This window comes from Staphylococcus sp. CoH_129_LAB_1, assembly GCF_058191515.1.
This window is the reverse complement of the sequence record NZ_JBXWKZ010000003.1, coordinates 63,650-88,701: the sequence shown is the minus strand read 5'-3', so window position 1 is coordinate 88,701 and position 25,052 is coordinate 63,650. Positions and strand designations below refer to the sequence as shown.

The following is a 25,052-nucleotide window of genomic DNA, read 5'->3' as shown; positions in this document are numbered from 1 at the left end:
CATTCCTCCCTTATTCATTATCTAGATACTTTGAGTCCTTTAGGTACTACCCATTTTTCGACTAAAGATAATAAGAAATCCACAATCAGTGCTAAACAAGTCACTAAAATCGTAGCACTAATAATCATTGGTGGTTCATAGAGAGTTAAGCCATTAAATACTAAATCACCTAAACCACCTGCTCCAATATAACTCGCAAGTGTAGCCCAGCTAATGACATATACACTTGCAAGACGTATGCCACTGATAATCAATGGTAAAGCAAGTGGCAATTCCACATCTTTCATTAATTGAAGTTTTGTCATACCCATACTTGTTCCTGCTTCAATAATGTTTTTATCAATATTTTGAACGCCTAATACTGTATTGTTTAAGATAGGTAATAATACGTAGATAAATAAAGCTACAATTGCTGGTGTCTTACCTACACCAAAAATTGGGATCATAAGTGCTAAAATGGCAAGTGTTGGTATCGTTTGAAGTACACCTGCAATAGTCAATACAACATTTGCCGTACGTTTTGTTTTTGATAATAAAATACCAATTGGTACAGCTACGACAATAGCGATAAGTAACGAAATAATAGAAATATAGAAATGTTCTATCGTTTTCGATACGAGTTCATCTCCGTATTGTGCAAAAAAGTCTCTCATTAACGATCAACTCCTGTATCATCCGTATTATGGGTATGTTCTCTATCTGTTCCGTTCATAATATCTTCATGATAACGTTGTGTATCTTGCGATGTTAAACGTTGTTGCGTTTCATTTTGACGTTCATTCTCTCGCTCAACTTCATTTGAATAGGTTTTAGAAGATTGACTAGTTTCATTATCTTCACCCCAAATAGAGTCATACACAATATCTACTAGGTTTGCTCGTGTAATCAGTCCAATTAATGTATGATTATCATCTACTACAGGCACATTACGTACATTACGTTTTAAAATAGTTCGTACTGAATCTTGTAGTTTTGAATCGATATGTACTTTATAAACATCACGCTGCATCGTATCAATTAATTCTTTATCTTGACGTAATCCTTGATTGATATCTTCAATATCTAAGAAACCTAATAGACGATGTTTATTATTCACTACAAAAATAGTGTCTATACGATGTTTTCTCATAATATTAACTGCATCATTAAGAGAATCGTCAGCTTGAATAGTAATTGGTTTAATCATCGCATCTTCAACCGTTCTCATGTTTGGTCGATCTTGAATCAGCCTATTTTGCCCAATAAATTCTCTAACAAAGTCATTTGCTGGATGTCTTAAAATATTGTCAGGGGTATCATATTGAACAATTTGGCCTTTTGACATAATACAAATTTTGTCTGCTAACTTAATAGCTTCATCCATATCATGAGTTACAAAAATAAATGTTTTACCCAATTTTCTTTGTAAATCTTTAACTAAATCTTGTAACGTATCTCTTGTTATGGGATCTAGTGCACCGAACGGTTCGTCCATTAGAATAATATCTTGTTCTGCTGCGAGTGCTCTAACTACACCAATACGTTGTTGTTGTCCTCCTGATAATTCAGAGGGATAACGATCTAAGTAATCTTCAGGTAAATCGACTAATTTAATTAACTCTTTTGCTTTGGCATCTTTCTTTTCTTTAGACCATTTTAAAAGTTTTGGAACGAGCACAATGTTTTCTCTAATGGTCATATGTGGCATTAATCCAATTTGTTGAATCACATATCCAATACTACGACGTAATTCCACTGGATTCATACTACGTACATCTTTACCATTCATTTCAATTGTGCCTTCTGTAGGTTCAATCATGCGATTAATCATTCTTAATGCTGTCGTTTTACCACTACCACTCGTTCCGATAAATGCAATAAATTCTCCGGATTCAATATCTAAAGAAATATTATCGACTGCTTTCTTATTTCCAGAGTAAATTTTAGTAAGGTTTTTAATACTAAGCGTCATAAGCTGTCCCCTTCTACCATATTAATGATGAGCACACTTTAAATACAAAAAAGCCAAAGTATTCTATTTTTGATTATCTCAATCAAGAACCATATGGCTATTTCGTAATAAAGTTTTGAAAAATTGAATTCTGATAAAAAACGTTAAAATCTCATCATTTATATCTATATACCCTTTATAACTTTTTAAAACATTATTTATAAGTAATAATTAAATTTTTTACATAATTATTTTTTTAAGTTTTTGATATTAATCCATTTCTATAATAGGAAACATATTGAATATAACATTAGACTTATTATATTGTTCAAAATTAAAATTCACGAAATTGTCACAATTTTCTAAAGTGTATATTAATTTATATATATATATTTGAATTCCTTGGCCACTAGTATTAATCTATAAATGTAAAGAGTATTATATGAAAGGGATGTTATATTTCATGAAAGCAGCAGTATGGTATGGTCAAAAAGATGTTCGCGTTGAAGATCGTGAACCAAAAGAATTAAAAGATAACGAAGTAAAAGTTAAAGTATCTTGGGCTGGTATTTGTGGTACTGACTTACACGAATATTTAGAAGGCCCAGTATTTATTTCAACTGACAAACCCGATCCATTCTTAGGTCAAAAAGCACCTGTGACTTTAGGTCATGAATTCTCAGGTATTGTTGAAGAAGTGGGTAAAGACGTTACAAAATACAAAAAAGGTGACCGTGTCGTTGTAAACCCAACTGTTTCTGCACGTGAAAAAGAAGAAAATGTAGATTTATACGATGGTTATACATTCATCGGATTGGGTTCTGATGGTGGTTTCGCTGAATTCACTAATGCACCTGAAGAAAATGTATATCATTTACCTGAAAATGTGTCTGCTCAAGAAGGCGCATTAGTTGAACCAACAGCAGTAGCAGTGCAAGCTGTTAAAGAAGGTAACTTATTATTTGGTGACACTGTTGCCATCTTTGGTGCGGGTCCAATTGGTTTATTAACAGTTGTTGCAGCTAAAGCAGCTGGTGCTAGTAAAATCTTCGTATTCGATTTATCAGAAGAACGTTTAGCTAAAGCTAAAGAAGTGGGCGCAACTCACGTGGTAAATTCTGGTAATACTGATCCACTAGAATTCGTAAACGAACACACTGAAAACGGCGTAGATGTAACATTTGAAGTTGCTGGTGTTGGAGTAACATTAGCACAATCTGTAAAAGTGACACGTCCAAGAGGTAGTGTTGTTATTGTTTCAATCTTTGCACACGAAGTTAACTTTGATCCAATGTTATTAACAAACTCTGGTGTTAAATTAACTTCTACTATTGCTTACACACCAACTACATTCCAACAAACAATAGATTTAATCGCAAATGGTAGCTTAGATGTTAAGAGTGTTGTAACAGATAAAATTGAATTAGACAACATTGTTGAATCTGGATTTGAACAATTAGTAAAAGATAAATCACAAGCTAAAATCTTAGTTAAATTAAATGGTGACCAAAAATATTAATTAAATATTTTAAGTGTCTGAGACAACTCATTATGTCTCAGACATTTTTAGTTCTAGTCTCTATGTAGGGCTAGAGAGTGGAGTGGGACGACGAATTCAAAATGAATGTTGTCCCACTCCCTTCTTCGTATTATTTCAAATCATACTTTTTTTCTTACTATCTATAAATCTATGTTTGTATTTATCATTCATTCCCTTTCCATCCATAATATGATCAATGTACTTTTCTATTCTTTTTTGTCTTGTTTCACTACGTTTTACCTGTGAAATATAATAAAGATATTGATGCTATCTCCCAGGCGTTAGCTTATGAAATTCTTCTTTTATTTTAGGATTTTCATCAAATTTAATTTGTAATTCTTCAGGTATGTGATAGTTTTCTGTTTTTTCATTTGTACCTTTTTCTGTCTTGATTGCTTCATTCACATAATATAATATTTCTTCACGACGCTGTTTGATTTCTTCTAAAGATGTAAATCTTAGTTGTCTTGCCGCTTGAACTTTTCAGTTTGTTGAATTAATGTGTGGTATTTGTCTTCTGACAACACACCTTTATGAAAAAGCAATGCTACATAGTGTTTGAAACCATGAATAAGTACAACATTTTTATTATTTAATGTATAACATTGACTATCCTTTTCTAAAAAACTTAAAACGTTTTTATTTGATTGTTTATTCAACTTCTCTTCCCCACCATACCTTTCCATAATATTATAATCATTATGTTATAAAAAATCTTATAAACTACTTTTAATAATATTTTGAAATATCATAAATTTTCAATTTGACTAATTAAATGATAAGCGTATAATTGTGACGTATCATTTTTTATAAATAAAAAATTAAATTATTTTAAAGGAGTATGTATGGGCAAGAATAAAAGCGATAATAAAATTAACCTAACGCAACTCGTGTTACTCGGTTTAGGTTCGTTAATCGGTTCTGGTTGGCTCTTTGGAGCTTGGGAAGCTTCTTCAGTAGCTGGACCAGCAGCCATTATCTCATGGATTATAGGTTTCCTTGTGATTGGAACTATTTCCTATAACTATATTGAAATTGGAACAATGTTTCCACAATCAGGTGGAATGAGTAACTATGCGCAATATACACATGGATCACTACTTGGTTTCATTGCTGCATGGGCAAACTGGGTCTCACTGGTAACAATCATTCCAATTGAAGCAGTATCTGCGGTACAATATATAAGCTCGTGGCCTTGGGACTGGGCTAAACCCACACATGCATTAATGCAAAATGGATCAATAAGTACTATAGGCTTATTTGTGGTTTATCTTATCATTATTATCTTTTCACTATTAAATTACTGGTCTGTTAAACTTTTAACATCGTTTACAAGCCTTATCTCAGTATTTAAATTAGGTGTGCCAATTTTAACAATTATTATGTTAACGATCTCAGGATTTGACACAGGCAACTACGGTCATTCGTTAAATACATTTATGCCTTATGGTAGCGCACCTATTTTTGCAGCAACAACAACATCAGGTATCATTTTCTCATTTAATGCATTCCAAACTATCATTAACATGGGCTCAGAAATTAAAAATCCCGAAAAAAATATTGCACGTGGTATTGCCATTTCATTAACATTAAGTGCAATTTTATACATCATTTTACAAAGTACATTTATCACTTCAATGCCACAATCAATGATTCATTCACATGGTTGGCACGGTATTAACTTTAATTCACCATTTGCAGATATGGCGATTTTATTAAGTATTAATTGGCTAGCAATTTTACTTTATATCGAAGCTGTCGTATCGCCATTTGGTACAGGTGTATCATTTGTAGCGATTACTGGACGTGTACTAAGTGCAATGGAAAAAAATGGTCATATTCCTAAATTCTTAGGAAAAATTAATACAAAATATAACATTCCTCGTGTGGCAATCGCATTTAATGCCATTATGAGTATCATCATGGTAACGTTGTTCCGTGACTGGGGTGTATTAGCTGCCGTTATTTCAACTGCAACATTAGTAGCCTACCTTACTGGTCCAACAACTGTGATTTCATTACGTAAAATGGGACCTAAATTACATCGTCCATTCCGTGGTAAATTATTAAAAGTAATGGCGCCTTTATCATTTGTATTAGCGTCACTCGCTATTTACTGGGCAATGTGGCCAACAACGGCAGAAGTTATTTTAATAATTATTTTAGGTTTACCGATTTATTTCTTCTATGAATATAAAATGAACTGGAAAAACACTAAAAAACAAATCGGTGGTAGTATGTGGATTATTATTTATCTTATTCTTTTAGCTGCTATGTCATTCATCGGTAGTAAAGAATTTAAAGGTATGAACTGGATTCACTACCCATATGATTTTATTGTTATCATTGTATTATCATTAATTTTCTATAAAATTGGTTCTTCAAGTCACTTTAACAGTATTTACTTTAAACGTGCTAAGAAAATTAATAAAAAAATGAAAGACGGCTCACCAGAAGAAGCACAAGCTGCTGCTGAAGGTAAAGAATAGTCGTTTAAACGTCTGGAACAAGTTAGAAAAAGTCTAATCTTGCTTCAGACGTTTTTTTTAATGTTATATTAATTATAAGCTAAATACGGAGATGATACTGTTGACTCTAATTAAAACATCTGGCGGACATATTAAAGGTTATACAAAAGGAAATTTGAATTACTTTCTTGGCATTCCCTATGCTCATCAACCTATTAATGAACAGCGATTTAAACGCTCTAAATGTTTAAATAAATGGGATAAAACTATTGACGCAACATCATTTCAATCTATCCCACCCCAACCATATAATAAACTCGAGACATTCTTTTCAACACATTCTCAATCATTTAACCAAAGTGAAGATTGTTTATATTTAAATATTTGGTCTCAAAATAATGAGCATATCAACAAGCCAGTGATTATCTATTTTTATGGTGGTGGATTCGTAAATGGACATGGATCTCAAGAACTTTATACACCAGAATATATTGTTGAACAGCACGATGTGATTGTCATTACTTTTAATTATCGATTAGGTGCATTAGGCTTTTTAGACTGGTCTTATTTCAATAAAAATAATGATAAAAATAATGGTTTATCTGACCAAATCAATGTCCTTAAATGGGTTCATACGTTTATTACTTATTTCGGTGGAAATCCGAACAATATCACGTTAATGGGACAATCTGCTGGTAGTATGAGCATCATGGCGTTAATGCAACAGCCAGAGTTAGATCAATATTATCATCAAGTGATGCTACTAAGTGGCTCACTTCGTCTTGATTCACAATTATTAGGGCAAGAAAAAGCGGCACACTTTGAAAGCTTGATACATACGTATTATCCTGACAAACATATTACTGATTTAACTGCTACAGACATACTAACATTAATGTCCTATGATGAAGCATCACGTGGTCAATCAAAGGGACTCGAATTGATTTATGCACCTATTAAAGATTCAAATATGTCTCGTCCACTTTCTCAATTCACTAAACCCCTTGTAATAGGTACTACAAGAGATGAAGGTAATATATATATTCGTAACGAATCTAGAAAGTTATCACCTGAACGCTTTATTGAAGTAATGAAACTCAATGATATCAATCTTAATATCTCTCAAGTACAAACTGGTGAAGAACAAGCACGAATGGTGACACTACATTACTTTGAAGCACCTGTATGTTCACTTTTAAATACACTCAAATATCATCGCTATTGCTGGAAATTACGCTTTGATTGGTGCCTTCCAAACCAATCCCCTTTCCAATCTGCCTATCACATTTTAGATTTAGTCTTTTGGTTTGGAAAAGTGAACATCTTAAAAGCACATGGTATTCAATCATTAGAACATGAACGTCGATTAAGTACATTCATGATTCGTGATTTAGTCTATTTCGCGACACATCATGCTATGCCTTGGCCGACCTATTCTATTAATACACCTTATTGTCATATATATAAATAAAGAGCGAGTTAGAATGTATCTTACCTCGCTCTTTATTTATATTTTTATATATGTATATTTTTCAGACTCAACACAATCATTAATCCCATCGCCCCAATCATTGCACTGACAAGAGTGACTGCTGGAACAGAGATATGTGAGACTACAAGCCCCCCAATAATACCTCCAAATCCTATGCCAGCATTTAAACTTGACATATTCCAACTCATCACTTGACTTGTATCCCCTTCCACATGGTCGATGATACCACTTTGAATTGCTGGATTAGTGCTCCATTGTACAATATTCCAAATAAATAAGCCGATTAATAGTATCCATACTGTATGTAATATTAAATTCATGATTAACATCATAATAATAAAAATTGAAAAGGCAATGATTAACCAACGCTTACTTGTGAGTTTATCAGCTAATACCCCGCCTAATGAGGTGCCAATCACTCCTGCAATACCATTAACTAATAATGCTAGCGACACAAATCCCATCTGATGACCACTATTTAATATAAGCGGATTAATATAAACAAATGTTACAGAATTAGCTACTAAAATGAGAAACGTAACCGCTAAGTATTTCCATACTTCTATTGGTCTTAAAATTTTAGACGTATTAGGTTGATGGCCTGAAGATAGCCCCCATTTTCGTTGAACCTGATTTAACTCTGATGTTGTTGGCAAATACACCATCATTAGTCCACCGGCTATCACGCTTACAACAATAATAAATAAAAATGTAAATCTCCAACCTATAGCATCCCCAATCATCGTGCCAATTGGGACACCAAAAACGTTAGCCCCACTAAATCCAGTATAAACGACACCAATCATCTTCCCTCTATGTTTAGGAAGGGTTAACATCGCTGTTAAAGCTAACACTTTTACGATAATGAGTGAAGCTGCTGCTGAAGATAAGATACGTCCAATGACTAAAATGGTAAAGTTAGGTGCTATTGCAATCATCGCATTCCCAATAATAAATACCACAAGTGTCCATAATAACACTGGTCGAACTGCATAACGGTTTGTAAGCTTGACGAGTATAGGGCCACAAATAGCAAATGTGAGTGCATATAAAGTAACAAGTTGACCAATTACCGCTTCAGACACACCCAGGTCTGCACTCATTAAGTTCATAATCCCTGCAACCATCATTTCAACCATACCCACGATAAACACACTAATAATAAAGGTTGCAACTCGCATGATAGACATGCATAGAACTCCTTTCTCTTTATATTTTTTGCGTAAAAAAACAGTTACGCAATGAGTCGTAACTGCTTTATTATATAATATTTTTTGAATTTTTGTGTGAGAAGACTTCTTTAATTACTACGGTTTCTTTTTACGGGACTTGTACGTGCTATGAGTTGATGACGCGCATTAAAGAATTGACCATAACTTAAATAAGTTGCAATCAATGCTGACATAATCGTTGCAGTAGTATGGATAAACACGACAAGTAATTGGAATTTTATAGCTTGTAATGGCGCCATACCTCCAATAATTAAACCTGTCATCATACCTGGAATAGATACTAAACCATATGTTTTTACAGAATCAATGGTTGGCACAATGGCTAATCGAATACTTTCACGAATAGCCCCTTTAGATGCAATCTTTGGCGTCGCGGCTAATGTTAGTTTAGATTCAATATCGGCTACATCTTTTACAAAAGCACGATCAAGATTTTGATACGCTAAATTAATAGCAATGAGTCCATTATTAGCGAGCATACCACTAATAGGAATGACATCATTGGCTTTAAAATCAATAGCTCCAGCTAATACAATACATGTTAGTGGAATAGCTGTAGAAATAAAAATAGATACAAATGAAATCCAAAATACATGATGCATGACAGGTGATGCACGATTGAGCGTATTCCATGACGCGTTAATAATAATAACTAAAACCGCAATTAACAATATCCAAGCTTTATCTATTTCAAAGATATATTCTAATATCAATCCTAAGATTAATAATTGCACTACCGCTCTGATAGACGCAACAATTAAATCTTTAATAATATGTAATCCTTCTTTATAAGAAATAATAATAGGGATAATTAATAGTAATGCCGTCAGACACAATGCTGTATTACTCATGCGAATTCAAAACCTCCTCATTCGTAATCTTGCCATCTTTAATGGTGATTCTTTTTTGGAAGTGTCTCATACTTTGATCGTCACTATGTGTAATCCACACTATGGCGACACCTTCATTTGCTAATTTAAAAATAATACGTTCAATTTTTTCTTTATTGTGTGTATCCAATGCACTCGTTGATTCATCCAAAAGTAATATCTCTGGTTGATACATCAATTGTCGTGCTATAGCAATACGTTGACGTTCCCCGCCCGACATATGTTCAACTTTTGAATCTAGACTATAATTGGATAAACCGACTTTATTAAGTAAATCTTCTGCTTTGTCTTTATCAAATTGGTCATTATGCGTTAATGCTGGGAAAGCCATATTATCTCCTACTGTTGTTCCAAATAATTCGCTTTGTTGCATCATATAACTAATTTTTGAACGCAATTCCTCAGGACTGTAATCATTATACGGCTTTCCTTTAAATAATAATTCCCCTTCAGTTGGACTAATTAAATTATTGAGTTGTTTCAAGAACGTACTTTTGCCGCTTCCAGAAGGACCAATAATTGCTACAGTTTCACCTTTATCTAATTTAAAATTAATATTATTGAGTATCGTTCGTTGATCAGCTTTGTAGGTCAGATGTTTTACTTCTAATAACACAAACGTTTCCTCCTTATCTTTACTCTTTAATGGGATGAAATATTCTTTTTTATCATAACAAAAAAAGAGGCAAAGTAATGAAATTCAATGTTACTATTTTTTGAATTTCAATGACTCTACCTCTTAGCCTTAACCCCAAATGATACTCATAATAATCGCTATAAAAGAAACAAAGTTATTTATCATATGAAGGGTAATCGTCATCGCTAAATTTCGACCACTTAAATGATACGCAACTACAAATCCTGTAGCCATAATTAAATAAGGTCCAATTTCAAATGGTGACGATGCACTTGTCATATGTAATCCCGCAAATGCTAAAACGGATACGACATACATCACGCCATAAGTTAACTTTTTACCTAATTCATGAATTAATAAATGTCTAAATAATAACTCTTCTACAATTGGTGTGATAATAACAATATCTAAGAAGAGGATGGGCCAAAGCCAATTCACTTTAAACATCTCAATAATCATCTTATTGTTTTCTGTATCATCAAACTGATATTGTTTTGGTAAAAACTCTGTTAAATAACCATATATACCTTGTAGCACATACAACGATACCATCACAATAATAATAAGTGGAATATGTTTTTTTAATGCCTTAAAACGTGAAATAGCAATTGGAACAATCGTTTTACGGTGCATTAAATAAAATACTAATAAAACAAGACACTGCCCAATTAACGTAAAGACTTGTGCGTATCCTAAATAATACTTCGTAAACGTACCATTAGAAATGTTACCCCCTGTCAAAGCAGTAATGAGTCCCATCACAATAAACGTAAGAATGAGTGGGAAAAGAATATTCATGACTAAATAGGTGGGTATTAGCCAAAAATCACGTTTAACCATACGCTTTGAATCAAATTCATTTCTTATCGGTTGCTGTTCTGAGGTTTGATAGTATGTATCATTATGTTCCGAAGTCATATAACTCTCCTATTCTTCTATTTAAGTATCCTCTTCAATTTAACCAAGCTTCTCAATCAATGTAATAATAAATATAATGAATTGTACAGTACTATGATAAAGATAGGATGCTGCTAAATTTTTCCCACTTTTCATATATACAACCATTGCACCTATTGAAATGATTATATACGGTATTGCTTCCAATATTGAAATTAAATCATATACTTGAACAACTGTTTCTATTAACACACTGACAATCATCATTACTAAAAGGTTAAATTTTTTACCTAATTCATGAATTAACAAATGACGAAATAGTAATTCATCAATGAGTGGACGTAAGCATACTACTGACATAAAGGTGAATATCAGTGCACTTGGATGAATAAACAATCCTTCTAAACGACGTTGAGCTTGTGTTTTCATGTAGCCTAGAGGATGTGGTAACGTATGCATAAATGCATTAAAGCTATAATATAACGTCACACTGACTACTACAGTTAAAATAATCACTTTCAAGTACTGATGAACCGCAATTTGATATTGTCGCCGTGCGACGCTCGCAATATAAAACTTATGTAATGTAAAAAATAATCTTAACACAATAAACTGAGCCATCACAAAACTCAAACTTAACGTTACATTATATAAATAACGCGGCGGTGGTTGTTGCGTCATCATAGCAGTTAAACCTAATACACCATAAATGATAATAATAGGTGTTAACACTTGAAAAAAGATAAACAAAGGAATAAGTAAAAAATCTTTTTTTATTATTTTAGAACTACTCCAACGATTTTTTGGTAAAACTTGTGTGATCACATCTTTTTCTTTCTTCATATGTCACCTCAACTCACTACGTATATAGTACTTTATCATTTAAAAACAATATTGTCATAAGAGATTTCATATTTTGCATATTTCAACATTTAAATTTAAATATTAAATCTATCTATTCATATTTATAAATAAAATTTTTTGATGTAATATTTACAGTATAAAGAGAATTGAGGAGGGATGGGCATGACAACTTTACTTACTGTCATGCAATTCATAGTTAATATTCTTATTATTATGGTGTTACTTTCTATATTAATTGTTGGATTATTTCTTTTATTCAAAGATAAAAGACAAGAACAACATAGTGTGTTACGTAACTTTCCTGTATTAGGCAGAGTACGTTACTTTTCAGAGAAAATAGGACCAGAATTACGTCAATATTTATTTGCAAATGATACCGAAGGAAAACCATTTTCAAGAAATCAATATACTGATATCGTTTTAGCAGGTAAATATCATTCAAGAATGACTAGCTTTGGTACAGAGAAAAATTATGAAGATGGTTTTTATATTAGAAACACTATGTTTCCATTACAAAAGTCAGAACTTCAAATTGATAACCATTCAATGATTTCAACATTTATTTATTCAATCGATAATGAACGATTGTTCAAACGTGAAGAACATCGTGAGAATAAAAAAATCGATCCATATTATTTATCAGATGATAATGCCGTTATTATAGGTGAAGAATTAGCACACCCCTTTAAAGTCAAACGCTTAGTTGGTCAATCTGGTATGAGTTATGGTGCACTAGGAGGTCGTGCTATTACAGCACTATCAAAAGGACTTGCACGCGCTGGTACATGGATGAATACAGGTGAAGGTGGATTATCCGAATATCATCTTAAAGGTGGTGGCGATATTATTTTCCAAATTGGACCAGGTTTATTTGGTGTGAGAGATAAAGATGGTAACTTCAGTGATGAGGCATTTTTAGAAGTGGCTGATCACAAAGAAGTAAAAGCTTTCGAAATTAAGCTTGCACAAGGTGCTAAGACACGTGGTGGTCATATGGAGGGCAATAAAGTTACTGAAGAAATTGCAAAAATTCGTAATATCGAACCACATAAGACAGTCAACTCACCTAATCGCTTCGATTTCATTAATAACCCTAAAGAATTATTAGAATTTGTAGCTAAATTGCAAAAACTCGGACAGAAACCTGTCGGCTTTAAAATTGTGGTAAGTCGAGTTGATGAAATTGAGGCACTTGTTCAAGAAATGATTAATTTAGATATTTATCCAAATTTCATTGCCGTTGATGGCGGTGAAGGAGGTACAGGCGCAACCTTCCAAGAATTGCAAGATGGTGTTGGTCTTCCATTATTTACTGCACTTCCAATTGTTACGGGTGTTTTAGAACGTTATGATGCACGTAAATATGTGAAGATATTTGCATCTGGCAAACTTGTCACACCTGATAAAGTAGCCATTGCACTGGGACTCGGTGCTGATTTGTGTAACATTGCAAGAGGCATGATGATTAGTATTGGTTGCATTATGAGTCAACAGTGTCATTTAAATACTTGCCCTGTTGGCGTCGCAACAACTGACCCTAAAAAAGAGAAAGCTTTAATTGTTGAAGAGAAACAATATCGTGTCACAAACTATGTTACTAGTTTACATGAAGGCTTATTTAATGTGGCAGCCGCAGTAGGTGTTAAAAGCCCAAATGAAATTACAGAAGATCATATTGTGATTAAAAGAAAAAATGGAAGTATTGAAGATATCGCAAGCTATAAATTAAAACTGATTCAATAGTAAACATAAAAGTGAGACAATTCATCTAAAAGAATGGTTGCCTCACTTTTATATTATTCTTCATTCATATTACTTTTTTTCTTAAAACCGTATTTTTTAAGATCTTTGACTGTGCCTTCCATTGTTACTTTTTTATAATCTTTAGAGTAATGTGCTAATGTAAAGTAGCGACTGATATCTTTTAAGTTGGCTTTCTTATAATCAATATCTATGTTTTCAACTATTTTTTGATGTTTACTATCTAATTCATATGATACACCTTTTTTATCTTTTAAAGGACGATGGTCTTTAAAATTTTTTTTACCTTCTTTTTTAGACATGCCAAGATCATCATATTTTAAAGTACTGACAGTTGATTGTTTAATCACTTTATTGTTTTTATAAGTTAATGTTGTAAGAACATGCTTACCATCAATATCACCTTCGTATGTTTTTGAACGCGATTGACTACAAGCACCTAATATGCTGACACTTAACACTAGTAATGCAAATAATGTTAAGAATTTTTTCATCATACTTATCTACTTCCCCATATTTAATTTTATACAAATTATATCACTTACTAACTATTAATGGGATATATTTAAATTGCATAGATTTTATACATCATTTTTCAGAAAACTCACTTTATCCATGCTACAATACATTTATCAAAGCTTTTAGGAGGTCTCAATGTATGAAAGAATCTATTGAATTACTAAAAACGTTAACAGACGTTAATGGTATTGCCGGTTATGAGCATCAAGTTAAAGCAAAAATGCGTGAATATTTGGAACCAATTAGTGATGGTATTATTGAAGATGGTTTGGGAGGTATCTTCGGTAAAAAAGAAAGTAAAACAAGTTCTAAATCATTAATGATTGCCGGCCATTTAGATGAAATTGGATTTATCGTCACAAAAATTGACAATAACGGGTTTATTAAATTCCAACCTATCGGGGGTTGGTGGAACCAAGTCATGTTATCTCAAAAAGTAACAATTACGACAGATGATGGTAAAGAAATTCGAGGTATTATTGGTTCTAAACCCCCTCATGTACTTGAACCAGAAGCACGTAAAAAACCAGTAGATATTAAAGATATGTTTATTGATATTGGTGTAAGAAGCAAGGAAGATGCTGAACAACACGGTATTGAAATTGGAAATATGATTACACCTTATAGTGAGTTTGAACAACTTGCAAATGGTAAATATTTAACTGCCAAAGCCTTTGATAATCGTTATGGCTGCGCACTTGCTATTGATGTACTTAAAAATCTAAAAGATGAATCAATTGGTATTCATTTATATGCAGGCGGTACAGTACAAGAAGAAGTAGGTTTACGTGGCGCCAAAGTAGCAGCGAATAAAATTAACCCCGATTTAGCTATCGCGGTCGATGTTGCAGTTGCTTATGATACACCTGGAATGGCGCAATACGGTAGTGACACAGCGATTGGTAACGGTCCAGTAGTCATTTTAATGGATGCTTCAAATGTGGCTCATCAAGGCTTACGTCAACATATTAAAAAAGTAGCAAAAAAACATTATATTACTGTTCAATGGGATACGACGCCACGCGGAGGCTCTGATTCTGGTAGTATTCATATTGCTAACGATGGTATTCCAACCATTACTATTGGTGTCGCATTACGTTATATGCACTCAAATGTATCTGTACTCCATACAGATGACTATGAAAATTCAGTACGATTAATCACTGAAATTGTACGTTCCTTAAATGACCAAACATACAATCAAATCAAATGGTGAATTGAATATTGAAATTTTACATCTACTTATGTTAATATTTTATTAACGAGTATTAACGTCATAACGACATGAATCCCTAGTCTATTGCCCTAGACTAGGGATTCTTTTTGTATTGGATTATCTGCCGTCTTTTTTATTTTTATATTGTTCAAACCAATAATCAAACAATATATTAAGCCACCTATTTAATATAGGGGCAATAACGAGTACAAATATTAACGTCATAACTTCACCCCCTTTAAACGTACTACCGTCTAAAGGAAAGACGACAACGATATTATATCATTTTTATAAAATAAAATAATTTATCTAAATATATATAAAATGAGAGACAACCTCATATAAAGTCATCTCTCACACTTAAACAATCACATATCAATCATGATTTATTCTACAGAATTTTTCCATTTATCTTCACTTAACATTTCGCCAGGCCAAGTGTATGCCATCACACCACCATCAATACGAATCGTTTCACCAGTAATAAATGAACTATCATCTGATGCTAAGAAAGCAACCAATTTACCCACTTCTTCTGGTTGTCCTAAACGACCAAGTGGTGTCACCCATTTTTGATTGTCACGGAATGTTTTGCCAGCTTCTTCTTCAGATGTACCAGCTAAATTATCTACAAGTGGTGTTTCAATTGTACCTGGTGCAATAGCGTTCGCACGAATATTCTCACGTCCATATTCAATTGCAATAGATTTAGTAAAATTGATGACACCACCTTTAGCGGCATTATATCCAGAACGATATAAGTCTGCTGCTTGTCCTGAGAATGAAGCCGTATTAATAATTGAACCACCATTGTCCATCATTAATGGTAATAAGAATTTCGTTACTAAGAATGTTCCTCTCATATCTACAGACATAATTTTATCGAACACTTCAACTGGGTATTCATGAACACGTCCTGCCCCATTATCTACGCCAGCATTGTTAAAGATAATATCTATATGACCATAATCTTGTTTTACTTTTTCAGCAAAATCTTTAACTTGTTGATCTTGAGAAATATCAACTTTGTAAGCTGTAGCTTTGCCACCTACTTGATTAATTTCATCTACAGTTTTTTCTAATTCATCTGAAATATCAAGTGCTAAGACATGTGTGCCTTCTTTAGCTAATACTTTTGCTGAGGCTTGTCCAATACCAGTACTAGCACCTGTAATAACTGCAATTTTATTATTTAAACGTCCCATTTTGTCACGCTCCCTATCGTATTTACATCGTTTCTCTTTTTCTTATACATCTCTACTCTTCCACTAATTAACATAAGCTAAACGCTGTTTTAAAAATGAAATCGCTTAACAATTAAAATGCTTTTGATACTAAACGAAAAGTAATTTATGTTCGTATCTTTTTCAATTAATAAAATTCATGTAAAATAAAACTATAATACCAAGTACTAAAGGACTTAGGAGGCTACGATGGAAGAACGCATAGGATTAATAGATATTGGTTCAAATACAATTAGATTAGTTATCTTTAAATTTAGTAAAGATATAGGATTAAATGAATTACTTAACATTAAAACTCCTGCTCGTTTGAGTCAATATTTGACAAAAGAAAATAAAATGAGCCAAGAAGGTATAAAAGTACTCATTGAAGCATTACGCAGTTTTAAATCTGTATCTGAAAAGTTCAAAGTAAAAGAATTACACCCTGTCGCAACGGCAGCGATTCGTCAATCTGAGAATAATGATGAAATTGTTAAAAAAGTGAAAGATGAACTTGATATTAACATTTCAATTATTCCCGAAAAAGACGAAGCGTATTACGGTTACTATGCTATTACTCATACCACTGAAATTGAAAATGGTGTATCTGTAGACATCGGTGGCGGTTCAACCGAAGTCACTTTATTTAAGGATAAAGAATTATTTGAATCACATAGTTTTCCATTCGGTGTAGTAACGTTAAAACATAAATTCTTTGAAGGAAAAGACCATAATGATAAAGGCGCTATCAAAGATATGGAGAAATTCTTATCTCAACAATTTGATACCTTGGATTGGCTTAAAGATCAAGAAATCGCATTAGTCGGCGTTGGTGGCTCTGCACGTAATGTCGCACGCATTCATCAATCCGAACACTCTTACCCTATAGGTGGCGTACACAATTATACAATGTCAGGTAAAGACATTGAGGAAGTATACGACATTATACGTAAAAGTTCACGTGATGATTTAAACCATCTCGATGGTTTAAGTCGTGACCGTGCAGATATTATTCTTCCAGCAGTATCTGTGTTTAAAACGCTTTATAAAAAAATAGATGCTAAGCAATTTACATTTTCAAGAAATGGCTTACGCGAAGGCTTTATCATTAAACAAATTCGCTCACATTATCCAGATGTATTCGACAAAAATAATGTACGTAAAGAATCGATTTATTTCTTAGCACATGAGTATCATATTGAAGAACACAGTTCACAAGGTCGCTTAAAATTAGCGAAATCTTTATTAAAACAATTAATTGAGTTAGGTGACCTAGATATTGATAAAAATTATCAACGTTTATTTGAAGAAGGTGCCTATATTTATTATTTAGGTAGCTTTATTGATTCAGACTCAAGTTCTCCACATACGTATTATATTATTGCGAATTCAATGATTAATGGTTACACACATAAAGATCGCGTTAAACTAGCCCTTTTAGCAAGTTTTAAAAATAAATCTTTACTTAAGTTCTACTGTAAAGAAACTGATTGGTTCAGTAATAAAGAAATTGAAAAGATTCAAGCACTAGGTGGCATTATTAAATTTGTGAATGCTTTAAATGTTTCACAAACGAGCTTTGTTGAAGATGTGACATTAAAAGAAATGAAAAATGGCGACGACGATTACGAATTGATAGTACATTATACTGAAGGTGAACCAATTGCAGAAAAATATCAAGCATTAAGACAGAAAAAACATATTGAAAAAATTCTTAAAGGGTCAGTGTCTATTGTCTTTACAAAATCTTAAAATTTGTATGCTATATTATAATTAGATAGTTCTTATGTATTTTCACAAATAGAAAGATCGATAATCGAAGAAATGACGAGGTGTATGTTGAATATGCAAACTCAATCGGGAGACTATGATATTAGCTTACCAAAATACTATAACAATCGCGAACTCAGTTGGTTAGATTTCAACTATCGTGTGTTACAAGAAGCTTATGATAACAATAATCCACTATTAGAAAAATTAAATTTCGTATCTATCTTTAGTTCAAATTTAGATGAATTCTTTATGGTGCGAGTTGCTGGTTTAAAAGACCAAGTTAAAATGGGATTCGATAAACCTGAAAACAAAACACAAATGACACCACAAGAACAAGTCGATGCCATTCAAAAGAAAGCAAAAAAATATGTCAATACTCAATATGAACGCTACAACGAACTCATTGAAGAATTACACAATTACGATATCGTTATGTGTAAACCTGAAGACTTATCTGACTCTAATTTAAGTAAATTAGAAAGAGACTTTAAATTAACTATTTTACCAACACTTACACCGCTTGGTATTGATGCTTACCATCCTTTTCCAAAATTAAATAATAAAAGCTTAAACATCTTTGTTGATATCGATACAGAAGATGCGATCAACTCAGCTATCGTTCAAATCCCATCTCTTATCCCTAGATTCTTAACTTATAATGAAGGTTCAAAACAATACGTAGTCATGGTAGAAGATGTCATTACGCACTTCATCAACCACTTATTTACAGGCTATGAAGTATTAAGCACCTTTATATTTAGAATTACTAGAAACGCTGATTTAACTATTCACGAAGATGGTGCAGAAGACCTACTTATCGAAATCGAACGTTTCTTAAAAGAACGTAAAAGTGGTTCTGCTGTACGCTTAGAAGTCGATAATCGTACAGCCTCTATCGAAGATTTAAGTTGGTTAATAGAAACATTAGAAGTAGATGAACAAGATGTTTACTTACTTAATGGTCCTTTAGATTTAACATTTATCTTTGGGTTAGTTGACCATCTATCCCATAAATTAAAATATTTAACATACGATAAATATACACCACAAATTCCACGTTCATTAGGTAATAATAATATATATGACCTTGCATTAAAACGTGATGTCTTCTTCCATCACCCATATGAATCATTTGAACCTATCGTAGACTTTATTCGTGAAGCAGCGGAAGATCCTAATACGATTGCGATTAAACAAACGCTTTATCGTGTAAGTAAAGATTCACCAATTATTAAAAGTTTAAAAGAAGCGGCTGAAAATGGTAAACAAGTGACTGTACTTGTAGAATTAAAAGCGCGTTTCGACGAAGAAAATAACGTTCATTGGGCACGTATGTTAGAAGATGCTGGTTGTCACGTGATTTACGGTATGACTCATTTAAAAACACATAGTAAAATTGCCCTTGTCGTTAAACGTATCGGTGGCGAATTAACGTCATTCGTGCATTTAGGTACAGGTAACTATAACGATAAAACGGCAAAACTTTACACAGATATGGGTATTATTACGACAGATAAATTAATTGCTGAAGATGCCATTAATTTCTTTAACTATTTAAGTGGTTACTCAGTTAAACCTGAATATAATAAATTGATTGTCGCACCATTCGATATTCGTGACGTCTTTATCGATCGTATTGATAAAGAAATTGCGAGTCATCATCAACATGGTAACGGTAAAATTATGATGAAAATGAATTCCTTAACTGATAAGACAATCATTGAAAAGTTATTTGAAGCCTCACAAGCAGGTGTTAAAATTCAACTGATTATTCGTGGTATCTGTTGTTTAAAACCAGGCATTCCAGGGATTAGTGAAAATATTGAAGTTGTAAGTATTGTAGGTCGTCTACTAGAACACTCTCGTATTTACTACTTCTACAATAATGGGGATGAACGTATTTATTTATCATCTGCAGACGTCATGACACGTAACATGATTAAACGTGTTGAAATCTTATTCCCTGTAGAAGATAAAAAAATTGGTACACGGCTTGTAGACTTTATGAATTTACAATTATCTGATAATCAAAAAGGACGTTACCTTGATCAACATGGTGATTATCACTATGTTCAAAATGATTTGTCTCCATTAGATTCACAAGCTTACTTGATGAAAGAAGCAGTTAAGTACGGTAAAAAATTAAAAAAGGAGGCAACCCAGCCTTCAGGAACGCCCGTCGTTTCCAAAAGAAGAGCTAGCTGGGTCAACCGTCTTCGTAACACATTAAAAAAATAATGTAAACTATAAGCCAAGTCGTGTTCATAGATAACACGACTTGGCTTTTTTGTTATAGATATGATTTATTTTTCAGGTTGTTCATACCAGTGTCTTAAAAATGTGTAGAGTACCTCACTATAGGATTGAAGCTCTTTTGCTTCTATCTTTTCATCTACACTATGGGCTTCTTCTAAGCTGCCTGGCCCATACAAAATGGTTGGAATATCAAAATGTGCTGTCCAACCTCCATCTGTCACTGTGGTGCTCATGCCGTGTTTCATTTCACTATGGTGAATTTGATAATGAGCATTTTGTAACTGTTTAAAGCCTGGATGTTCTAATGGAATGGTAAAACTTGGGAAAATTTCTCCCTTATCTTCTATCATTGATTCGCCGCCCCATTCAAACTGTAATGGGTTCTCTCTCAACCAAATATCAGCATCCGCGACACGATTTAAATAATCTTCTATCTCTCTTGTAACGTCTTCATAACTTTCATTAGGTAAATAATGAACCGTAATCCATAAACGACATTCATCAGCGATAAAAGCAGGATGGCGTCCCCCTTCAATGACTGCTGGATTAATTGTATTTGCACCTGGTGGCATACCAGGACTATGTTTCATCACTGCCCAGTGTTGTTCAAGTTCATTCAGAGCTTGAATGATTTTAGTCATTTTTTCAATCGCACTCGCACCAAATAAACCTCCACCAGCATGAATCGTTTGACTACGTGCGCCATCATGAATGGTATTCTTACTTTTAATCGTAACCCATCCTGTAATGACACCGCCTTGTCCAAGTGCCATGTTTTCACTTGTATCTAGTACTAATGCTAAATCCGCTTTAGGACCGATTTCACATGCACGTTTTGTCCCTGCTTCACCCACTTCTTCACCTACAACAGATTGAACAATGATATCCCCTTTAGGTGCTTTACCTTCTTGGTGTAACTTTTCAAGAACATAAAATAATGAAGCCATACCGCCTTTCATATCACTCACACCACGACCATATAGCCATCCTTCTTTTTCCGTCAATTGGAACGGTGGATATTGCCAGTTAGCATCATCGTCAACATTCGCTACATCTACATGACCATTAAGAATTAATTTAGGTGCATCTTTATCTTTACCTTTTAATGTTGCGACAATCACACTATCATTGTCATATAAATGTTCGCGCTGAATATCAAAATTTAACGTCTTTAATATGTGTTCAATTTCATCTTGCAAAGGATCCGTATTACGTCCAGGCGGACTCTCAGTATTATATTTAACCAATAAATCGAGTAATTCAAATAAACGTTGTTCCATCACTTTATCACCCTTTTAAGTTATATTATCTTTCAATATAAGTGTAACATTTCAACACTAATATTGACGGATAAAAAAGGAGCGTTCCCTACCATAGGTAAGAAACGCTCGTATTCTTATTATATTTAAACTGGACGAACGATGACTTCATTAACGTTCACATGTGCAGGTTGTGTCACTGCATAGATCACCGCATCAGCTATATTCTCAGGATCTAATTTCTTTCTATCACCAAAGTCATACCCTTCTGTCATAGGCGTATCTACCATTCCTGGTAAAATACTAGTTGATTTAATACCCGTTCGCGCAAGCTCTTTCTCTAAAGCTTCTACGATACGTAATACTGCAGATTTCGTTGCACTGTATAATGCACTCGTCTTATTAACTTCAAAGCCTGAAATAGATGCCATATTGACAATATGACCACTCGATTGTTCTTCAAAATGAGGGAGTACAGCATTCAGACCATATAATAAACCTTTAATATTCGTATCAACCATTTTATCCCAATCATCTACTTTGTAATCTGTGATTTTAGAAGATAAGTTAATGCCTGCACAATTGACAAAGATATCGACTTTACCAAATTTAGCAATCGCATTTTCTATAAGTGCATCAACCTCATCACGATTCATTACATTAGTTGGCGTAATAAGGTAGTCACCTTCATTTAAGTGTTCTGCAACACGTTGTAACTTTTCATCACTACGACCAGCTAGCACAACTTTTGCGCCTGCTTCAGCAAGTCGTTTGGTAGTTGCTTCACCAATTCCACTGCTCGCACCTGTAATAACCGCAACTGTATCTGTTAATTTAACCATTCGTCATCATCCTTTATTGTTGTTTATTCATTCCATTTCCATAATCATCTATAAATAAACGTTTTTATCAATTTAAAGTAACAGTTATAGATTGTAATTTAAATTTAAACGTAATAAAGTGAATGTATATATTACTATAATTAAAGGGGAATATGATATGTCTGTGATTGCGAAAGATTTTAGTCCATTAGTTCAAGCATTACGTCAAAAAGTAGGTCGCACAAGTTTTTCATTTCGTTTCGAAGATTTATTTACTCAAGAAGAATGGTTAAACATGAGTGTCAAAGAACGTACACGCCAAGAGAGAGAATTTATTGCACGAATGGATCACATTCCAAATATTCGAATGCCTTTTTCCAGTGAAGATGGCTATAAATTCAAATTGTATAATCAAGAGTACCAATATAATGAAGTGAAGAACAATTTTAAATCTTTATAATAAAAATAAACCCGCATCAAGGGAAGTGAGATGCGGGTTTTAACACATTATCCAAAAATGATTGGGGGTATATTTAGGGTATGCCCTCGACTGCTCACCAACGAGGGCATGATAGGATACGTTCTTGAATGTTATAGGAGGTCATTCAATTTTGTATTTTAATTTGTAACTAGTGTTTTACGTTCGAGACCATAGAAATATAAACGTTCTGCGTCTAAATAAGACATTGAATCAATTGTCATATATCCATCTTTTATATCACTAATTAATCCTTGGTTTACGCCTGTTTTTAAATAAATATCGTAGCTGCCTTCTTCAGAAAAAATAACGCCTTCTATTACTTTTCTCATTAGTATCACTCCAATTACTTATTCCTTACAATTCTTATCATACACGCTTTTTTATATTTTAAAAGAGGTATGTGATAGTTTTCACAAATAGTTCAATAATTTGAAAATTCGTTTGTTCATTTATTCACATGTAAGTTGAATTTAAGTGATAAGTATGTTAAAGGAATCATTATTTTAAATTACTATACACATAATTAACTTTGTCTTCCATAATATTAGGATTTTTAACAAAGTTGCCAACATAATTATTTGCTTCTTTACTATTGTATAATATATCTTTTATTATTTGCTTTTGATATTTCTCATCGGCTCTATTAGGTGTTAAAGCTCTATGACATGCTGGACATAATTTCACTAAATTTTCTAAAATATCACCCGATTGCTTGGAACCAAAAGAAATAACATGATGCAGTTCAAAATAATACCTTTCAGAATTTCTTCTTTTAAATGTTCTATCTGCAGTCTTATAATAATCTTTACAAGAAACACATTCATCAGGTAAAATGACACTAGCTGTATTTACTATTTGTTTATTTCTTCTAATTCTCTCTGTATTTGATTCTTCAGTAACATTAAACTCAAGCTCCTTTCTTAGTTCTTTTACTTTTTGGTCTAATTCTTCTTTTGAGAGTTTATCAAATGAAAAAGATGGGTTAATTATCTTTTCTTTATAAAATAGCATTCTTTCTAAAAAACTACTATTATGCTTTGTATAATTAATTAATTCTATTCTATTTTTTGAATCTCTTAAAATTTCTGCTTTATATTTATTGAATTTTCCTAATTCATTAAGACAATTTACATAAAACCATCTTAAATTAATCCGTATCTGAGTATTTCTTTTGTGAATACCGTCAACATATTGTTTTTGCAATTTTCTGAAATTTAAATTTAATTGATCAACAGCACTTGTAGAAATAAGTAAGTTCATCAGTAAATCTACGTATTCTTCTGTTATAAGACTCTCATAGATATCTAAAGCCATATATCCAGCAGTTAAATCTACACTACCGCGTAAAGCAAAAGCACAATTAATTACTTTTCTATCAAAATCTTCTTCTTCATAATCAAATCTTTTTTGTTGAATTAAAGCATATATTTTTTTCATTAAATCTATAAACTCAATATTTTCATCATTCTTTAAATAAGCTTTGTGTGTCCCAATACGCTTTTTTTCAAATTGAAGTTCTGTATAGTTATTCATTAGTTCATTATTTATTAAACAATATTCTTCATCTAATAAATTTTTGGCATGCGTTGAAGATCTATAACTACTTTTAATAATATATTTTTCGTTATCATAGTCTACAACATTAAAAAAAATTGTTAATAAACTTTCTAAATTTAGTTTTTTTATCTCACTAATTTTTTTCATATTTAATCATCCTTTCAAATATATAGTAACACAAAAAAAATAAATTATTGCAAGTTATTATATAATATGAGATGATATGAGGGATGATT

The 25,052-nt window shown here is 32.7% G+C and carries 21 protein-coding genes and 1 pseudogene; 8 read left to right on the top strand and 14 right to left on the bottom strand.

Annotation, left to right across the window (positions count from 1 at the left end):
- Positions 1 to 17 precede the first annotated feature (17 nt).
- The gene (locus tag AC2FB1_RS02010; protein WP_490673609.1) at positions 18 to 653 is read right to left on the bottom strand and encodes an ABC transporter permease; all 636 of its coding nucleotides are present in this window, start codon (positions 651 to 653) and stop codon (positions 18 to 20) included.
- The gene (locus AC2FB1_RS02005) at positions 653 to 1,951 is read right to left on the bottom strand and encodes a betaine/proline/choline family ABC transporter ATP-binding protein (protein WP_490673607.1); all 1,299 of its coding nucleotides are present in this window, start codon (positions 1,949 to 1,951) and stop codon (positions 653 to 655) included. The genes AC2FB1_RS02010 and AC2FB1_RS02005 overlap by 1 nt, the downstream gene beginning before the upstream one ends.
- Positions 1,952 to 2,393: 442 nt before the next feature.
- Here AC2FB1_RS02005 and AC2FB1_RS02000 point away from each other — a divergent pair, with 442 nt between their 5' ends.
- On the top strand, positions 2,394 to 3,449 hold the full coding sequence (locus tag AC2FB1_RS02000) for a 2,3-butanediol dehydrogenase (protein WP_490673606.1): 1,056 nt from the start codon (positions 2,394 to 2,396) through the stop codon (positions 3,447 to 3,449).
- 135 nt (positions 3,450 to 3,584) lie between these two features.
- Here the strand turns inward: AC2FB1_RS02000 and AC2FB1_RS01995 are convergent.
- Positions 3,585 to 4,156 (bottom strand): annotated as a pseudogene (locus tag AC2FB1_RS01995) (YdeI/OmpD-associated family protein).
- A gap of 159 nt (positions 4,157 to 4,315) precedes the next feature.
- Between AC2FB1_RS01995 and AC2FB1_RS01990 the strand changes: the two are divergent.
- The gene (locus AC2FB1_RS01990; RefSeq protein WP_490673605.1) at positions 4,316 to 5,959 is read left to right on the top strand and encodes an APC family permease; all 1,644 of its coding nucleotides are present in this window, start codon (positions 4,316 to 4,318) and stop codon (positions 5,957 to 5,959) included.
- Positions 5,960 to 6,059: 100 nt separating this feature from the next.
- On the top strand, positions 6,060 to 7,409 hold the full coding sequence (locus tag AC2FB1_RS01985; protein WP_490673604.1) for a carboxylesterase family protein: 1,350 nt from the start codon (positions 6,060 to 6,062) through the stop codon (positions 7,407 to 7,409).
- 44 nt (positions 7,410 to 7,453) lie between these two features.
- Here the strand turns inward: AC2FB1_RS01985 and AC2FB1_RS01980 are convergent, their stop codons facing one another.
- From AC2FB1_RS01980 to lnsB, 5 genes are all read right to left on the bottom strand, one after another.
- A complete protein-coding gene (locus AC2FB1_RS01980; protein WP_490673627.1) occupies positions 7,454 to 8,701 on the bottom strand; it encodes an MFS transporter in 1,248 nt (415 codons plus the stop codon).
- A 29-nt stretch (positions 8,702 to 8,730) separates the two neighbouring features.
- On the bottom strand, positions 8,731 to 9,513 hold the full coding sequence (locus tag AC2FB1_RS01975) for an ABC transporter permease (RefSeq protein WP_490673603.1): 783 nt from the start codon (positions 9,511 to 9,513) through the stop codon (positions 8,731 to 8,733).
- Entirely contained in the window at positions 9,506 to 10,168 is a 663-nt protein-coding gene (locus AC2FB1_RS01970) for an ABC transporter ATP-binding protein (protein ID WP_490673602.1), read from the bottom strand. Before AC2FB1_RS01970 ends, AC2FB1_RS01975 begins: the two co-directional genes overlap by 8 nt.
- 129 nt (positions 10,169 to 10,297) lie before the next feature.
- Positions 10,298 to 11,107, bottom strand: a complete 810-nt coding sequence (locus AC2FB1_RS01965; RefSeq protein ID WP_490673600.1) for a CPBP family intramembrane glutamic endopeptidase — start codon at positions 11,105 to 11,107, stop codon at positions 10,298 to 10,300.
- 39 nt (positions 11,108 to 11,146) lie between these two features.
- Positions 11,147 to 11,929 carry a CPBP family lipoprotein N-acylation protein LnsB gene (gene lnsB, locus AC2FB1_RS01960; protein WP_490673599.1) on the bottom strand — a complete coding sequence of 261 codons (783 nt, stop codon included), beginning with the start codon at positions 11,927 to 11,929 and terminating at the stop codon, positions 11,147 to 11,149.
- 183 nt (positions 11,930 to 12,112) lie between these two features.
- On the opposite strand from lnsB, the gene AC2FB1_RS01955 reads away from it, so the two are divergent.
- A complete protein-coding gene (locus AC2FB1_RS01955) occupies positions 12,113 to 13,693 on the top strand; it encodes an FMN-binding glutamate synthase family protein (RefSeq protein WP_490673597.1) in 1,581 nt (526 codons plus the stop codon).
- 53 nt (positions 13,694 to 13,746) lie between these two features.
- Here the strand turns inward: AC2FB1_RS01955 and AC2FB1_RS01950 are convergent, their stop codons facing one another.
- Entirely contained in the window at positions 13,747 to 14,208 is a 462-nt protein-coding gene (locus tag AC2FB1_RS01950; RefSeq protein WP_490673596.1) for a DUF1307 domain-containing protein, read from the bottom strand.
- 161 nt (positions 14,209 to 14,369) lie between these two features.
- On the opposite strand from AC2FB1_RS01950, the gene AC2FB1_RS01945 reads away from it, so the two are divergent.
- Entirely contained in the window at positions 14,370 to 15,446 is a 1,077-nt protein-coding gene (locus tag AC2FB1_RS01945) for a M42 family metallopeptidase (RefSeq protein WP_490673595.1), read from the top strand.
- Positions 15,447 to 15,832: 386 nt separating this feature from the next.
- On the opposite strand, the gene AC2FB1_RS01940 is transcribed toward AC2FB1_RS01945, so the two are convergent.
- On the bottom strand, positions 15,833 to 16,651 hold the full coding sequence (locus AC2FB1_RS01940; RefSeq protein WP_490673594.1) for an SDR family oxidoreductase: 819 nt from the start codon (positions 16,649 to 16,651) through the stop codon (positions 15,833 to 15,835).
- 228 nt (positions 16,652 to 16,879) lie between these two features.
- Here AC2FB1_RS01940 and ppx point away from each other — a divergent pair, with 228 nt between their 5' ends.
- Together ppx and AC2FB1_RS01930 are read left to right on the top strand one after the other, a co-directional pair.
- Complete coding sequence (gene ppx, locus AC2FB1_RS01935) at positions 16,880 to 18,421, top strand: exopolyphosphatase (protein ID WP_490673593.1); 1,542 nt, start codon at positions 16,880 to 16,882, stop codon at positions 18,419 to 18,421.
- A 93-nt stretch (positions 18,422 to 18,514) separates the two neighbouring features.
- Positions 18,515 to 20,680 carry an RNA degradosome polyphosphate kinase gene (locus AC2FB1_RS01930; protein WP_490673592.1) on the top strand — a complete coding sequence of 722 codons (2,166 nt, stop codon included), beginning with the start codon at positions 18,515 to 18,517 and terminating at the stop codon, positions 20,678 to 20,680.
- A gap of 65 nt (positions 20,681 to 20,745) precedes the next feature.
- Here the strand turns inward: AC2FB1_RS01930 and AC2FB1_RS01925 are convergent, their stop codons facing one another.
- Both AC2FB1_RS01925 and AC2FB1_RS01920 read right to left on the bottom strand, forming a co-directional pair.
- Positions 20,746 to 21,978 (bottom strand): acetylornithine deacetylase, encoded by a 1,233-nt coding sequence (locus AC2FB1_RS01925; protein ID WP_490673591.1) that lies wholly within the window; start codon positions 21,976 to 21,978, stop codon positions 20,746 to 20,748.
- 125 nt (positions 21,979 to 22,103) lie between these two features.
- Positions 22,104 to 22,799 carry an SDR family oxidoreductase gene (locus AC2FB1_RS01920; protein WP_490673590.1) on the bottom strand — a complete coding sequence of 232 codons (696 nt, stop codon included), beginning with the start codon at positions 22,797 to 22,799 and terminating at the stop codon, positions 22,104 to 22,106.
- A 157-nt stretch (positions 22,800 to 22,956) separates the two neighbouring features.
- Between AC2FB1_RS01920 and AC2FB1_RS01915 the strand changes: the two genes are divergently transcribed.
- Complete coding sequence (locus tag AC2FB1_RS01915) at positions 22,957 to 23,238, top strand: DUF1413 domain-containing protein (protein ID WP_490673589.1); 282 nt, start codon at positions 22,957 to 22,959, stop codon at positions 23,236 to 23,238.
- A 158-nt stretch (positions 23,239 to 23,396) separates the two neighbouring features.
- Here the strand turns inward: AC2FB1_RS01915 and AC2FB1_RS01910 are convergent, their stop codons facing one another.
- Together AC2FB1_RS01910 and AC2FB1_RS01905 are read right to left on the bottom strand one after the other, a co-directional pair.
- Positions 23,397 to 23,588: a hypothetical protein gene (locus AC2FB1_RS01910; protein WP_002448449.1), complete on the bottom strand. Its 192-nt coding sequence runs from the start codon at positions 23,586 to 23,588 to the stop codon at positions 23,397 to 23,399.
- A gap of 169 nt (positions 23,589 to 23,757) precedes the next feature.
- Positions 23,758 to 24,963 carry an HNH endonuclease gene (locus AC2FB1_RS01905; protein WP_490673588.1) on the bottom strand — a complete coding sequence of 402 codons (1,206 nt, stop codon included), beginning with the start codon at positions 24,961 to 24,963 and terminating at the stop codon, positions 23,758 to 23,760.
- Positions 24,964 to 25,052 lie beyond the last annotated feature (89 nt).